This is a genomic window from Streptomyces sp. NPDC001536, from assembly GCF_042894505.1.
GTDB lineage: Bacteria > Actinomycetota > Actinomycetes > Streptomycetales > Streptomycetaceae > Streptomyces.
On sequence record NZ_JBIAVQ010000003.1, the window covers coordinates 179,731 to 194,170 of the forward strand.

Consider the following 14,440-nt stretch of genomic DNA (forward strand, 5'->3'; position numbering starts at 1 on the left):
CACGTCGGGGTATGGGCTGGACGCACGACTACAGTGACGCAGCACGCAATCGCCGCTCGGGCCATGGTCTGAGCCCCCACCAGCGAGGAGGGGCCCCGCAGATGCAGGGCACGGATCTCCGCGTGGGCATTCCGCACATCCTGCGCCGCCGGGCCCGCTGGGTCTCGGTACGCCTGCGTCACCCTCGCGGCTGACGCCCCTCACACCTCACAGCGCGCAGCTGTCGCTGTCCACCTGCTGGTTCGCGGTGCGCCCCTTGACGATGTCCTCCTGGATCTCGTCCGCGGTCAGCGCGTAGCCAGTGTCGGCGTTGTCGAGGGACTTCGCGAAGACCACGCCGTACACCTCGCCTTCGGGGGTGAGCAGCGGGCCGCCGGAGTTGCCCTGACGGACGGTCGCGTAGAGGGAGTACACATCGCGGTGCACGGTGCCGCGGTGGTAGATGTCCGGTCCGTTGGCCGGGATGCGTCCGCGCACGCGCGCGGCCCGGACGTCGTACGCGCCGTTCTCCGGGAAGCCCGCGATGATCGCGTCGTCGCCGCTCTTGGCGTCCGTGGACGTGAACTTGAGGGCGGGCGCCTTGAGATCCGGTACGTCGAGTACGGCGATGTCGCGCTCCCAGTCGTACAGGACGACCGTCGCGTCGTACTTCCTGCCCTCGCCGCCTATCTGGACGGTGGGTTCGTCGACGCCGCCCACGACATGCGCGTTGGTCATGACGCGGCGCTCGCCGAAGACGAAGCCGGTGCCTTCGAGGACCTTGCCGCAACTCTGGGCGGTGCCCATGACCTTGACGATGGACTGCTTGGCGCGGGTGGCGACCGGGCTGCCCGCGAGCGCCGGGTCGGGCGGCTGGACCTCGTTGATCGGCTCGTTGGAGAACGGGCTGAAGACCTGCGGGAAGCCGTTCTGCGCGAGGACCGAGGAGAAGTCCGCGAACCAGGTGTTGGCCTGGTCGGGCAGGGCCCGCGAGACGCCGAGGAGGACCTTGGAGCTACGGACCTCCTTGCCGAGGGTCGGCAAGGTGGTGCCGGCGAGGGCGGAGCCGATCAGCCACGCCACGAGGAGCATCGCGACGACGTTGACGAGGGCGCCGCCGGTGGCGTCCAGGGCGCGGGCCGGGGACCAGGTGATGTACCGGCGGAGCTTGTTGCCCAGGTGGGTGGTCAGGGCCTGGCCGACGGAGGCGCAGACGATGACGACGACGACCGCGACGACGGCGGCGGTCGTGCTGACCTCCGAGTTGTCGGTGAGGGCGTCCCAGATGACGGGCAGCACGTAGACGGCGACGAGACCACCGCCCATGAAGCCGATCACCGACAGGATGCCGACGACGAAGCCCTGGCGGTAGCCGACGATCGCGAACCACACGGCGGCGACCAGCAACAGGATGTCCAGCACGTTCACCGGTTCAGGCCTCGCCTCATCACACGACACAACACGGCAGACACCCTGTCATGACCGCCAGTCGAGCGGGACCTGCTTGTCCCGGTCCCAGGGGCGCTCCCAGCCCGAGTAGTGCAGCAGACGGTCGATGATTCCGGCCGTGAAGCCCCAGACCAGGGTGGATTCGACCAGGAATGCCGGTCCTCGGTGGCCGCTGGGGTGGACGGTTGTGGCCCGGTTGTCGGGATTCGTGAGATCCGCCACGGGAACGGTGAAGACCCGCGCGGTCTCGTTCGGATCGACGACTCCGACCGGGGTCGGTTCGCGCCACCAGCCGAGGACCGAGGTCACGACGAAGCCGCTGACCGGGATGTAGAGCTTGGGCAGCACGCCGAAGAGCTGCACGCCCGCGGGGTCGAGCCCGGTCTCCTCCTCGGCCTCGCGCAGGGCGGCCCTGAGCGGCCCGTCACCCTTGGGGTCGCCGTCCTCGGGGTCGAGGGCGCCGCCGGGGAAGGAGGGCTGCCCGGCGTGGGACCGCAGCGAGCTGGCCCGCTCCATCAGGAGCAGCTCGGGTCCGCGCTCCCCCTCGCCGAACAGGATCAGCACGGCCGACTGCCGCCCCGCCCCGTTCGCCGGCGGCAGGAACCGGCTCAGCTGCACCGGCTCGACCGTCTCCACCGCGTCCACCACCGGGTCCAGCCACCGCGGCAGACCCTCCTTGCTGAGCGTCACGCCCTGTGCATTGCTCGCGCGCGTCATCGCCACCCCCGTCCTTGCGAGTCCAACGCCCGGCCCCTCCGAGATCGTTCCTGCCCCGCCGCTCGGCGTGTCGCTGACCGCGCACCGACGCTCGGCCACACCGGGGTGAGGACCCGGCCGTGAGCCGAGGCAGAGGCGGTGCGCTCGGAGACCCGTGAGCGGACCACCGGGCGTGCACGGGCGGCCGGCGACAAAGCAGGGGCCACGACGTCCGCAGGCCCGCCCGGCGGCACCGACCGGTCCGCATCCCGCGTCCCCGGATCCGTCACCGCCGATCGCCCCTCACCCATCGCCGCCCGACCCCAGGTCACCGGGCGCCGCACGCTGCCCGCCGCCAGCCCCCGCGCCGCCGACCAGCCCGTACTCCCCGTCATCCGGCCCCCAGCGGCGGCGCCGCCTTCCCGCCCGCGTCCAGGTAGGCCTGCGGAGGGTTGAGCCGCTGCCCCGGGAAGCCGCCCTTCTCGTACTTGAGGAGCTTCCGCGCCTTCTCCGGATCCGTCTCGCCCTCGCCGTACGCGGGGCAGAGCGGGGCGATGGGGCAGGCGCCGCACGCGGGCTTGCGGGCGTGGCAGATGCGGCGGCCGTGCCAGATGACGTGGTGCGAGAGGTCCGTCCAGTCGCTCTTGGGGAACAGCGCGCCGATCGCCGCCTCGATCTTGTCGGGCTCGGTCTCGGCGGTCCACTGCCAGCGCCGCACCAGCCGCTGGAAGTGCGTGTCCACGGTGATGCCGGGCCGCCCGAACGCGTTGCCGAGGACGACGAACGCCGTCTTGCGGCCTACGCCGGGCAGCTTGACGAGGTCCTCGAGGCGCCCCGGGACCTCCCCGCCGAACTGCTCCACCAGCGCCTTCGACAGCCCTATGACCGACTTGGTCTTGGCCCGGAAGAAGCCGGTCGGACGCAGGATCTCCTCGACCTCCTCGGGGTTGGCGACGGCCAGGTCCTCAGGGGTCGGGTACTTGGCGAAGAGCGCGGGGGTCGTCTGATTGACCCTCAGGTCGGTGGTCTGGGCGGACAGCACCGTGGCGACCACGAGCTGGAAGGGGTTCTCGAAGTCCAGTTCCGGGTGGGCGTACGGAAAGACCTCGGCCAGTTCGCGGTTGATCCGGCGGGCCCGGCGGACCAGTGCGGTGGGCGACTCGGCCTTCACCGGCTTGACGGCGACGGTCTTGGCCGGAGCCTTTCCCGCCACGGCCTTCTTCGCGGCGGCCTTCTTGACGGCCACCTGCTTCACCACCGCCGGAGCCTTCTTCACCACAGCCTTCTTTGTCACTTTTGCCGTTTTCTTTCCGCCACCGGGGTCCTGTTCGCCCACAGCGGAATCTCGACGTACAACCACCCGCCCAGCCCCCTTGGCCTGTGCTCTCACCGGCGATTTGGACACCCGGCCAGCCTAAAGCCCGGCACCGACAATCGCCCCGGACCCGGGAGATCGGCCCCCGATTGGACCCCTGCCGCTTACCTCAGGACACCTGTGCGGCATCCTTGTGACAGATCACACTGTTTGGACCGTCCGGCAAAATGGGGAACACGGTCCCCTGGTACCAAGGGGGAGCAAGATCCCCTGAGCAGGTCGACAAGGAGAGAACTCGTGGACGACGTTCTGCGGCGCAACCCGCTCTTCGCGGCGCTCGATGACGAGCAGTCCGCGGAGCTCCGCGCCTCCATGAGTGAGGTGACCCTCGCGCGTGGCGACTCCCTCTTCCATGAGGGTGACCCCGGCGACCGGCTCTACGTCGTCACCGAGGGCAAGGTCAAGCTGCACCGCACCTCCCCCGACGGCCGCGAGAACATGCTCGCCGTCGTCGGCCCCGGCGAGCTGATCGGCGAGCTCTCGCTCTTCGACCCGGGCCCGCGCACGGCGACCGCCACCGCACTGACCGAGGTCAAGCTGCTCGGCCTCGGCCACGGCGACCTCCAGCCCTGGCTGAACGTCCGCCCCGAGGTGGCCACCGCGCTGCTGCGCGCCGTCGCCCGCCGGCTGCGCAAGACCAACGACCAGATGTCCGACCTGGTCTTCTCGGACGTGCCCGGCCGCGTCGCCCGCGCGCTCCTGGACCTCTCCCGCCGCTTCGGCGTGCAGTCCGAGGAGGGCATCCACGTCGTGCACGACCTCACGCAGGAAGAGCTCGCCCAGCTGGTCGGCGCCTCCCGCGAGACGGTCAACAAGGCCCTCGCCGACTTCGCCCAGCGCGGCTGGCTCCGCCTGGAGGCGCGTGCGGTGATCCTGCTGGACGTGGAGCGCCTGGCGAAGCGGTCCCGCTGACGCTGGTCTGCCGTACGACTTCGAAGGGCCCGTCTCTCTGAGAGGCGGGCCCTCGCTCGTGCGTCCGTCGCTCCTGGGGCTGCGCCCCCCGGACGGGCTGGGATGACCTGGACCGGCGTCGAGAAGCGCAGTCGGGACCCGCGCCCCAGACACCGCCGCCCGTTCGGCCCTGCCGTAAATCCGCCGTTCCGGCGCCCTCCTGGGGGCACAGTGAACCCATGGCCGAAACCGTTCTGCGCAAGGGTCTCGACGTCCAGGGCTACATCGAGCGCGAAGGCTCCCTCGCGCGCGTGCCGCACGCCTTCCGTCCGGTCGTCGCCGTGGCGCGGGACCGGCTGCTGGACATGTTCGGGGCACGGCTGCACAGCGCGTACCTCTACGGGTCGATCCCGCGCGGCACCGCGCGCGTGGGCCGCAGCGACCTCGATCTGCTGGTCGCCCTGCACGAGGAGCCGACGGACGCGGACCGGGCGGCGGCCCGGGCCCTCGACACGGCGCTGGACAAGGAGTTCCCGGAGATCGACGGGGCCGGGACGCTGCTGTACGGCCGGGCGCGGCTGCTGAGCGAGGCGGAGACGTACGACCTGGGGTGGTTCGTGGCCTGTCTGTGCACCCCGCTGCTCGGCGACGACCTCGCCGAGTACCTGCCGCGCTACCGCCCCGACTCACGGCTCGCCCGCGAGACCAACGGCGACCTCGCGCTGCTGCTGCCGCGCTGGCGCGAGCGGATCTCCCGCGCGAGCGACTCGGAGGAGGCTCTGCGCCCCCTCGTGCGCTTCATGTCCCGCCACCTCGTCCGCACCGGCTTCACCCTCGTCATGCCCCGCTGGAACGGCTGGACGAGCGACCTGACGGAGATGGCGGAGGCGTTCGGCGCGTACTACCCGGAGCGGGCCGAACGGATGCGGGCGGCGGCGGTCCTCGGGTACGCGCCGCGCGGCGACCGGGAGGTGCTCATGTCGTACGTCGACGATCTCGGGCCATGGCTGGCGGAGGAGTACGCGCGCGTGCACGGGGTGAAGGCGCCGCGTCCGGACTAGACGTACGCGGCGCGTGCACGGACGGAGAAGCGCCCCGCTAGATCAGCCCGTGCTCCTCCAGATAGTCCAGCTGCGCCCGCACCGACAGTTCCGCCGCCGGCCACAGGGAGCGGTCCACGTCCGCGTACACGTGCGCGACGACCTGGCCCGGCGTCGCGTACCCGTCCTCCACGGCCGTCTCCACCTGGGCGAGCCGATGGGCGCGGTGGGCGAGATAGAACTCCACGACTCCCTGGGCGTCCTCCAGGACGGGCCCATGGCCCGGGAGGACGGTGTGGACGCCGTCGTCGACCGTGAGGGACCTCAGACGCCGCAGGGAGTCCAGATAGTCGCCCAGGCGGCCGTCAGGGTGCGCCACGACCGTCGTACCGCGTCCCAGGATCGTGTCGCCCGTCAGGACCGCCTGATCGGCCGGGAGATGGAAGCACAGGGAGTCGGAGGTGTGCCCCGGCGTCGGTACGACCCTCAGCTCCAGGCCGCCGACCCTGATCACGTCCCCGGCGCCCAGCCCCTCGTCGCCCAGCCGCAGTGCCGGGTCCAGCGCCCGCACCTTCGTGCCCGTCAGCCCGGCGAACCGCACGGCGCCCTCGGCATGGTCCGGGTGACCGTGCGTCAGCAGGGTCAGGGCGATGCGCTTGCCGGCCTTCTCGGCGGTGTCCACGACGTTGCGCAGATGCCCCTCGTCCAGCGGCCCGGGGTCGACCACGACGGCCAGTTCGGAGTCGGGCTCGGCAAGGATCCAGGTGTTCGTGCCGTCCAGGGTCATCGCGGACGCGTTGGGCGCGAGCACGTTGACGGCCCGCGCGGTGGCGGGTCCCGAGAGGACCCCGCCTCGCGGCTGGCCGGGGAGGGCTGCGGCGTCGGTCATGCGGGGGCGCCTTCCGTCAGGCTCGGCAGCACGTCGGGGCGTCGGCCGGAGGCCGGCAGGGACGCGCGAGGAATCGGGGCCCCGCCTCGCGGCCGGCCATGGAGGGCTGCTGCGTCCGTCATGCCGGGGCTCCACCGGTCGGGATGTGCTTGGTGAACTCGTCGTGGCCCGGCCAGGACAGCACGATCTCGTCGTCGTCCAGGCGGGCCCGGGCGAGGACGGGGGTCAGGTCGCGGGCGGGGGCGGCCGTGAGGGCCTCGCCGGCGGTCTCGTACGGCGTCAGCTGGCGCAGGGTCGCGATCGTGGGCGGCATCATCAGCAGTTCGCCCTTGTCGTACGACGAGGCCGCCTCGGCCGGTCCGATCCACACCGTGCGGTCCGCCTCCGTGGAGGCGTTGCGGGTGCGCTGGCCCTCGGGGAGGGCGGCGACGAAGAACCAGGTGTCGTAGCGGCGGGGTTCGAACTCCGGGGTGATCCAGCGGGTCCAGGCGCCCAGCAGGTCCGAGCGCAGCACCAGACCGCGACGCTCCAGGAACTCGGCGAAACTCACGTCCCGCGCGACCAGCGCCTCGCGGTCCGCCTCCCAGTCCTCGCCGGTGGTGTCACCGACCACCGAGTCCGGGGTCGGCCCGGCGAGCAGGACGCCCGCCTCCTCGTACGTCTCGCGGACGGCCGCGCAGACGATCGCCTGGGCCTCGGCCTCGTCGACACCGAGCCGCTCGGCCCACCACGCGCGCGTGGGGCCCGCCCAGCGGATCTGATGGTCGTCGTCGCGGGGGTCCACACCGCCGCCCGGATACGCGTACGCGCCCCCGGCGAAGGCCATGGAGGCGCGTCTGCGCAGCATGTGCACGACGGGACCCGCGGTGGTGTCCTTGAGCAGCATGACCGTGGCCGCGCGCTTGGGGACGACCGGGGTGAGCGTGCCGTCGGCGAGCGCACGGATACGTTCCGGCCAGTCCTGCGGAAACCACTGCCCATTCGCCATGGGCGGAGGCTATCCCGTGGTGCGCGAATGTTCGAGAGGGGCCAGACACGGCTCCGAGCAGCCGCGACGGGGCGCCCGTGGACCGAGCGACCCGCGTCCGAGCGGGACTACGAATTCCCGAGCACACGGCGCCGCAGCCACCCACCGAAAGCCTCCCGGCCCGGCAGCCACCCACCGGAGCCCGCCGCCCCGCAAGCCACCCACCGGAACCCGCCCGTGGACCGAGCGGTCCGCTGCCGAGCAGGGCTACAAATTCCCGAGCACCGGGCGCGACAGCCACCCGCCGACCCGGAAGCCACCCAGCCGGCAGCCACCCACCGGAGCCCGCCCAGCCCGGCCCCGGCCGGGCGGCCCCTCGCGTCGGAGGCCTACGCCTCCGTGAGTTCCACCTGGACCTCGACCTCCACCGGCGCGTCCAGCGGCAGTACCGCCACGCCGACCGCGCTGCGCGCGTGGACGCCCTTGTCGCCGAGGACCGCGCCGAGCAGCTCGCTCGCGCCGTTGATGACGGCCGGCTGGCCGGTGAAGTCGGACGCCGACGCCACGAACCCGACGACCTTCACCACGCGCTTGACGCGGTCCAGGTCACCGGCGACCGACTTGACGGCCGCCAGCGCGTTCAGCGCGCACGTGCGGGCCAGGTCTTTGGCCTCCTCCGGGGTGACCTCCGCGCCCACCTTGCCGGTGACCGGGAGCTTGCCCTCGACCATCGGCAGCTGGCCCGACGTGTACACGTACACGCCCGACTGCACGGCCGGCTGGTACGCGGCCAGCGGCGGAACGACCTCCGGCAGCGTCAGCCCGAGCTCGGCGAGCTTCTCCTCGACCGCGCTCACGCCTTCTCCCGCTTCAGATAGGCCACCAGCTGCTCGGGGTTGTTCGGCCCGGGCACGACCTGGACGAGCTCCCAGCCGTCCTCGCCCCAGGTGTCCAGAATCTGCTTCGTGGCATGGACGAGCAGCGGCACGGTTGCGTATTCCCACTTGGTCATGTGGCCGACTTTAGCCGCTGACCACACACCGGCTTCGCTCGCGTTATCCACAGCCTGCCGGTTGGTACCCGCATCGAATGGTTACGCTCGAAGACGTGAGCAGGCTCCAGGTCGTCAGTGGCAAGGGCGGCACCGGTAAGACGACGGTGGCCGCGGCTCTCGCGCTGGCCCTGGCCACCGAGGGGAAGCGCACGCTTCTCGTCGAGGTCGAGGGCCGCCAGGGCATCGCACAGCTCTTCGAGACGGAGGCATTGCCCTACGAGGAGAGAAAGATCGCGGTCGCACCGGGCGGCGGGGAGGTGTACGCCCTCGCCATCGATCCCGAACTGGCCCTTCTGGACTACCTCCAGATGTTCTACAAACTCGGTGGAGCCGGACGCGCCCTGAAGAAGCTCGGCGCCATCGACTTCGCCACCACCATCGCACCGGGTCTCCGGGACGTCCTGCTGACCGGCAAGGCGTGCGAGGCGGTGCGGCGCAAGGAGAAGTCCGGGCGGTTCGCCTACGACTACGTCGTGATGGACGCACCCCCCACCGGGCGCATCACCCGCTTCCTCAACGTCAACGACGAGGTGGCGGGGCTCGCGAAGATAGGGCCGATACACAATCAGGCGCAGGCGGTGATGCGGGTGCTGAAGTCGTCGGAGACGGCCGTGCACCTGGTGACCCTGCTGGAGGAGATGCCCGTCCAGGAGACCGCGGACGGCATCGCCGAGCTGCGGACGGCGAAACTGCCGGTGGGGCGGATCATCGTGAACATGGTGCGCCCGGAGGTGTTGGACGCGGCCGAGTTGGAACTCGTACGCGGCACCGCTCGTTCCTCCTTCGCACAGTCGCTGTCCGCCGCCGGGCTCGGCGGGGCGCGGCGCGGCGGACATGCCGAGCGGCTGGTGGACCCGCTCCTGGCCCAGGCCGAGGAGTACGCCGAGCGGTACACGCTGGAGCACGAACAGCGCGCGGTGCTCGGCGAACTGGACCTGCCACTGCACGAACTGCCGCTGCTCGCCGAGGGCATGGACCTGGCGGGTCTGTACGAGCTGGCCACGGAACTGCGGAAGCAGGGGATGTCATGAGTCCGGACGTCGAGGGGCAGGCCCGCCACCACCGCCTCTCCCCCGCGCGCATGCTCGACCTCGATCCGCTGGTCGACGATCCGGCGACACGCATCGTGGTGTGCTGCGGTTCGGGCGGCGTCGGCAAGACGACCACCGCCGCCGCGCTGGGCCTCAGGGCCGCCGAGCGCGGCCGGAAGGTCGTCGTCCTGACCATCGACCCGGCCCGCCGGCTCGCCCAGTCCATGGGCATCGACTCCCTGGACAACACCCCGCGCCGCGTGAAGGGCGTCGAGGGCGACGGCGAGCTGCACGCGATGATGCTCGACATGAAGCGCACCTTCGACGAGATCGTCGAGGCGCACGCGGACCCCGAGCGGGCGTCCGCGATTCTCGGAAACCCCTTCTACCAGTCGCTCTCGGCGGGCTTCGCGGGCACGCAGGAGTACATGGCGATGGAGAAGCTGGGCCAGCTGCGGGCCCGCGACGAGTGGGACCTCATCGTCGTGGACACCCCGCCGTCCCGGTCCGCGCTGGACTTCCTGGACGCGCCCAAGCGGCTCGGGTCCTTCCTCGACGGCAAGCTGATCCGGCTGCTCACCGCACCGGCCAAGCTCGGCGGGCGCGCGGGGATGAAGTTCCTGAACGTCGGGATGTCGATGATGACCGGCACCCTCGGCAAACTGCTCGGCGGTCAGCTCCTCAAGGACGTCCAGACGTTCGTGTCCGCGATGGACTCGATGTTCGGCGGGTTCCGCACCCGCGCGGACGCGACGTACAAGCTGCTCCAGGCGCCCGGCACGGCGTTCCTGGTGGTCGCGGCGCCGGAGCGGGACGCACTGCGGGAGGCCGCCTACTTCGTGGAGCGGCTGGCCGCCGAGGACATGCCGCTCGCGGGGCTGGTGCTCAACCGGGTCCACGGCAGCGGCGCCGCCCGGCTGTCGGCCGAGCGGGCACTCGCCGCCGCGGAAAATCTTGAGGAGTCCCGCATTGTCGATCAGGAGGACGGGAAAGCTGGAGTTCGTAACTCTCCCGACACAGACGGCAGTTCAGAATCCCCCGCGTCCGACCACGCACCCGTTCCGGTGTCCGCCGAAGGCTCCCCCGCCGCGGACCGGACCGTCGAACAACTCACCGCAAGCCTGTTGAGACTGCATGCCGAGCGTATGCAGCTGCTCTCCCGCGAGCAGCGCACGCGTGACCGCTTCACCTCGCTCCACCCCGAAGTGGCGGTGGCGGAAGTGGCCGCGCTGCCCGGCGACGTACACGACCTCGCGGGGCTGCGAGACATCGGAACACGGCTCGCGGCCGGTCGGCCGGAGCTACCTGAGACCGCGGACGGCTGAGCCGGAGCGGACGGGCCCCCAGGGGCCTCGCCCTCAGCTCACCGCCGCGTAGTTCTCGTACACCTCATCGTCGTCGAGGGGCAGAATGCCGACCCCTCGCTCGTACTCCGTACGCGCAGTCTCCAGGAGCCGGCGCCAGGAGGTCACGGTGGGCCGCCTGCGCAGCAGCGCGCGGCGTTCCCGCTCCGTCATGCCTCCCCACACGCCGAACTCGACGCGGTTGTCGAGCGCGTCGGCCAGGCACTCCGTGCGCACCGGGCATCCGGTGCACACCGCCTTGGCCCTGTTCTGCGCTGCTCCTTGAACGAACAGCTCATCTGGATCGGTAGTGCGGCAGGCCGCCTGCGCACTCCAGTCGGTTACCCAGCCCATACCGGCGCCGTCCTCTCCCGAATCGAGGCTCCCCCACGGCGGCAGCGGCATATTCACCGCCGCCAGTTGAGGACGTTACGGAAGGTGGGCACAGCGCAACACCCCCTTCGGGCCCAATCTTGAATGGCCCGAACGGACTATGGGTAAGCGGCAGATCACCCGGGGGAGTGAGCTGGCGACATGCGTGATCATCCCGGCAAAGCGGGACAGTTCAGTTGAGTCACAACGGGCACCAGGTGACACACAAGGCGGATTCGGACACGCCCCCAACAAAAAGTTGGGGAACCTCCGGAACGATTCGGGGTCGCCGGACGTATTGATACGTGGCCGCACTGCTGTGACAGTTGAGAGCAGCTTAGGCCAAGGCCTGCGCGCGTGTCCGGCGAATGAGAAGGTAGGCGCCCTCTTTGCCATGCGCTCGAAGAGCGTGCCGAACACCCCCGCGAGCCTGCCGAACATCCCGAGGAGCAAGCGCTCCCTCGGAACGCTCATGAGTACGGATTAGGCTGCCCCCATGTCGAAGAAGCGCTCCGGTGGTGGTCTGTCCCCCGCCCAGCAGGCCGCCAAGTTCCTCGGTGTCAGCGTGCTCTCGGGCGCGGTGCTGGCGGGCATCGCCCTGCCCGCCTTCGGTGCGCTCGGGCTCGCGGCCAAGGGTTCGGTCGAGAGCTTCGACGAGCTCCCGGCCAATCTGAAGACGCCGCCGCTGAGCCAGCGCACCACGATCCTCGACGCCAAGGGCGGCCAGATCGCCACGGTGTACTCGCGCGACCGCACGGTCGTCGAGCTCAAGGACGTCTCGCCGTACATGCAGAAGGCGATCGTCGCGATCGAGGACTCGCGCTTCTACCAGCACGGCGCGGTGGACCTGAAGGGCGTGCTGCGCGCGCTCAACAAGAACGTGCAGAGCAGCGGGGTGGCCGAGGGCGCGTCCACGCTCACCCAGCAGTACGTGAAGAACGTCTTCGTGGAGGAGGCCGGCGACGACCCGACGAAGGTCGCCCAGGCCACCCAGCAGACCATCGGCCGCAAGATCCGCGAACTGAAGTACGCGATCCAGGTCGAGGAGGAGCTGGGCAAGAAGAAGATCCTCGAGAACTACCTGAACATCACGTTCTTCGGCCAGCAGGCCTACGGCGTCGAGGCCGCCGCCCAGCGCTACTTCTCCAAGTCCGCCAAGGACCTCACCCTGGCCCAGTCGGCGCTGCTGGCCGGCATCGTCCAGTCGCCCAGCCGGTACGACCCGATCAACGACGAGGCCGAGGCCACCAAGCGGCGCAACATCGTGCTCCAGCGCATGGCCGAGGTCGGCGACATCTCCCGCGCGGAGGCCGCCAAGGCCCAGGAGGAGAAGCTCGGCCTGAAGGTCAGCCAGCCCAAGAACGGCTGCATCACCGCCGTGAAGGGCGCCAGCTTCTTCTGCAAGTACGTCGAGGCGGTCTTCAAGAGCGACCCGGTCTTCGGCAAGACCAAGGAGGAGCGCGCCAAGGTCTGGAACCAGGGCGGTCTGACGATCAAGACCACCCTGGACCCGCAGGCGCAGGAATCGGTCCAGGCCTCGCTCAAGGAGCACGTCTACAAGTCGGACAAGGTCGCGGCCGCGGCCACCCTCGTCGAGCCCGGCACCGGCAAGATCGTCGGCATGGGCCAGTCGAAGCCGTACGGCTACGGCAAGAACGAGACCGAGATCAACTACTCGGTCGGCTACGGCATGGGCGGCTCCAACTACGGCTTCCCGACCGGTTCGACGTTCAAGCCGTTCGTCGCGGCGGCCGCGCTGGAGGAGGGCCGGCCGGCCAACCAGGAGTACTCCTCGCCGTACCAGATGGAGTACCCGAGCCCCGTCCAGACCTGTGACAGCAAGCCGTGGGTCAACCTGAACGGCGAGAAGCTGGAGAACGAGTCGGAGTCGGAGAAGGGCCCCTACCGTCTGCGCAAGGCGATGGAGCTGTCGGTCAACACCTACTTCGTGCAGATGATCTCCGACATCGGTCTGTGCCCCGTGGTCAACATGACCAACAAGCTCCAGGTCGTGCAGGGCAACGGCGACAAGCTGCCCGAGGTGCCCGCGATCGCGCTGGGCTCCAAGGGCATCTCCCCGCTGACGATGGCGACCGCGTACGCCGCCTTCGCCTCCCGCGGCATGTACTGCACGCCGATCGCCATCGAGTCGATCACCCAGCGCGTCGGCCAGCAGCAGAAGTCGCTGGAGGTGCCCAAGTCGACCTGCTCGCGCGCCATGTCCGAGACCACCGCGGACACCGTCAACCAGCTCCTCAAGGGCGTGGTCGACTCCGGTACCGGCCAGACGGCGGGCCTCTCCGACCGCGACAACGCCGGCAAGACGGGTACGACGGACTCCCGCAAGAACGCCTGGTTCGTCGGCTACACGCCGAACCTGTCGGGCGCGGTCTGGGTCGGCAGCGCCACCCAGAAGGTCGAGATGAAGAACATCACGATCGGCGGCGTGTACAACGACCTCGTCTACGGCGGCAAGGTCCCGGGCCCGATCTGGAAGGACGCCATGACCGGCGCCCTCGCGGGCAAGGAAGCCCCGCCGTTCAACTACATCGACCTCCCGGAAGACAACCCGGACCGCGGCGACGGGGACGGCGACGGGAACGGGAACGGCAATGGCAACGGGAACGGCAACGGAAACGGCGACGGGGACAACGGCGACGACAACGGCGGCCAGAACAACGGCGGCACGGACGGCGGGGCCTTCCCGAACCCGACCTTCTCGATCCCGGAGGACCTGTTCCAGGGCAACAACGGGAACGGCGGCCGCAACGGCTAGGCGTTAGCCGCCCGACGAAACGGCCCCTTCACCGTCGTAGAGACATCTCTGTACGACGGTGAAGGGGCCGTTCGCCGTTGGGCGCGGTCGGTGCCGGCTCAGCCGGCCAGCAGCTTCTTCACGGTGGCAGCGACGCGGCCGCCCTCCGCCAGGCCCGCGACCTTCGGGTTCACGATCTTCATGACGGCGCCCATGGCCCGCGGCCCCTCGGCGCCCGCCGCCTTGGCCTCCTCGACGGCCTGGGCGACGAGGTCGGTCAGCTCCTCGTCGGACAGCTGCTTGGGCAGGTACGTGGCGAGGACCTCGCCCTCCGCCTTCTCCCGCTCGGCCGACTCGGCACGACCACCCTCGGCGAAGGCGTCGGCCGCCTCACGGCGCTTCTTCGCCTCCTTGGTGATCACCTTGAGGACCTCGTCGTCGGAGAGCTCGCGCTTCTCCTTGCCCGCGACCTCCTCCTTGGTGATCGCGGCGAGCGTCATGCGCAGCGTCGAGGAGCGGAGCTCGTCGCGCTCCTTGATCGCGGCGGTGAGGTCTTCCTGGAGCTTCGACTTGAGCGTGGTGGTCATGTGACTGATTCT

At 70.3% G+C, this 14,440-nt stretch carries 15 protein-coding genes; 6 read left to right on the forward strand and 9 right to left on the reverse strand.

The window, feature by feature from the left end; all coding sequences use genetic code 11:
• The first annotated feature begins 11 nt into the window (after positions 1-11).
• Positions 12-194: a hypothetical protein gene (locus tag ACFY0U_RS09740; RefSeq protein ID WP_095046639.1), complete on the forward strand. Its 183-nt coding sequence runs from the start codon at positions 12-14 to the stop codon at positions 192-194.
• A 13-nt stretch (positions 195-207) separates the two neighbouring features.
• On the opposite strand, the gene ACFY0U_RS09745 is transcribed toward ACFY0U_RS09740, so the two are convergent.
• The 3 genes from ACFY0U_RS09745 to nth form a co-directional block, all read right to left on the reverse strand.
• Complete coding sequence (locus tag ACFY0U_RS09745) at positions 208-1,407, reverse strand: MarP family serine protease (RefSeq protein ID WP_388632820.1); 1,200 nt, start codon at positions 1,405-1,407, stop codon at positions 208-210.
• A 48-nt stretch (positions 1,408-1,455) separates the two neighbouring features.
• On the reverse strand, positions 1,456-2,145 hold the full coding sequence (locus ACFY0U_RS09750) for an NUDIX hydrolase (RefSeq protein ID WP_388632823.1): 690 nt from the start codon (positions 2,143-2,145) through the stop codon (positions 1,456-1,458).
• Positions 2,146-2,515: 370 nt separating this feature from the next.
• Positions 2,516-3,460, reverse strand: coding sequence for an endonuclease III (nth, locus tag ACFY0U_RS09755; protein ID WP_388632826.1), 945 nt, complete (start codon positions 3,458-3,460; stop codon positions 2,516-2,518).
• 276 nt (positions 3,461-3,736) lie between these two features.
• Here nth and ACFY0U_RS09760 point away from each other — a divergent pair, with 276 nt between their 5' ends.
• Positions 3,737-4,411, forward strand: a complete 675-nt coding sequence (locus ACFY0U_RS09760; protein ID WP_266824125.1) for a Crp/Fnr family transcriptional regulator — start codon at positions 3,737-3,739, stop codon at positions 4,409-4,411.
• Between the two features lie 218 nt (positions 4,412-4,629).
• The gene (locus ACFY0U_RS09765) at positions 4,630-5,451 is read left to right on the forward strand and encodes a nucleotidyltransferase domain-containing protein (RefSeq protein ID WP_388632830.1); all 822 of its coding nucleotides are present in this window, start codon (positions 4,630-4,632) and stop codon (positions 5,449-5,451) included.
• A 37-nt stretch (positions 5,452-5,488) separates the two neighbouring features.
• Here ACFY0U_RS09765 and ACFY0U_RS09770 read toward each other — a convergent pair whose 3' ends face one another.
• The 4 genes from ACFY0U_RS09770 to ACFY0U_RS09785 form a co-directional block, all read right to left on the reverse strand.
• Complete coding sequence (locus tag ACFY0U_RS09770) at positions 5,489-6,319, reverse strand: MBL fold metallo-hydrolase (RefSeq protein WP_388632833.1); 831 nt, start codon at positions 6,317-6,319, stop codon at positions 5,489-5,491.
• A gap of 118 nt (positions 6,320-6,437) precedes the next feature.
• Positions 6,438-7,307, reverse strand: a complete 870-nt coding sequence (locus ACFY0U_RS09775; RefSeq protein WP_388632836.1) for an NUDIX hydrolase — start codon at positions 7,305-7,307, stop codon at positions 6,438-6,440.
• Between the two features lie 368 nt (positions 7,308-7,675).
• Positions 7,676-8,143, reverse strand: coding sequence for a RidA family protein (locus ACFY0U_RS09780; protein ID WP_388632838.1), 468 nt, complete (start codon positions 8,141-8,143; stop codon positions 7,676-7,678).
• On the reverse strand, positions 8,140-8,298 hold the full coding sequence (locus tag ACFY0U_RS09785; protein WP_003967454.1) for a DUF4177 domain-containing protein: 159 nt from the start codon (positions 8,296-8,298) through the stop codon (positions 8,140-8,142). The genes ACFY0U_RS09780 and ACFY0U_RS09785 overlap by 4 nt, the downstream gene beginning before the upstream one ends.
• Positions 8,299-8,393: 95 nt before the next feature.
• Here ACFY0U_RS09785 and ACFY0U_RS09790 point away from each other — a divergent pair, with 95 nt between their 5' ends.
• Both ACFY0U_RS09790 and ACFY0U_RS09795 read left to right on the forward strand, forming a co-directional pair.
• Positions 8,394-9,371, forward strand: a complete 978-nt coding sequence (locus ACFY0U_RS09790) for an ArsA family ATPase (protein WP_388632841.1) — start codon at positions 8,394-8,396, stop codon at positions 9,369-9,371.
• The gene (locus ACFY0U_RS09795; protein WP_388632844.1) at positions 9,368-10,696 is read left to right on the forward strand and encodes an ArsA family ATPase; all 1,329 of its coding nucleotides are present in this window, start codon (positions 9,368-9,370) and stop codon (positions 10,694-10,696) included. Before ACFY0U_RS09790 ends, ACFY0U_RS09795 begins: the two co-directional genes overlap by 4 nt.
• A gap of 33 nt (positions 10,697-10,729) precedes the next feature.
• On the opposite strand, the gene wblA is transcribed toward ACFY0U_RS09795, so the two are convergent.
• Entirely contained in the window at positions 10,730-11,068 is a 339-nt protein-coding gene (gene wblA, locus ACFY0U_RS09800) for a transcriptional regulator WblA (protein WP_037735517.1), read from the reverse strand.
• 514 nt (positions 11,069-11,582) lie between these two features.
• On the opposite strand from wblA, the gene ACFY0U_RS09805 reads away from it, so the two are divergent.
• Positions 11,583-13,862 carry a transglycosylase domain-containing protein gene (locus ACFY0U_RS09805; protein WP_388632848.1) on the forward strand — a complete coding sequence of 760 codons (2,280 nt, stop codon included), beginning with the start codon at positions 11,583-11,585 and terminating at the stop codon, positions 13,860-13,862.
• A gap of 98 nt (positions 13,863-13,960) precedes the next feature.
• Here the strand turns inward: ACFY0U_RS09805 and ACFY0U_RS09810 are convergent, their stop codons facing one another.
• On the reverse strand, positions 13,961-14,428 hold the full coding sequence (locus ACFY0U_RS09810; RefSeq protein WP_388632850.1) for a GatB/YqeY domain-containing protein: 468 nt from the start codon (positions 14,426-14,428) through the stop codon (positions 13,961-13,963).
• Positions 14,429-14,440: the final 12 nt, after the last annotated feature.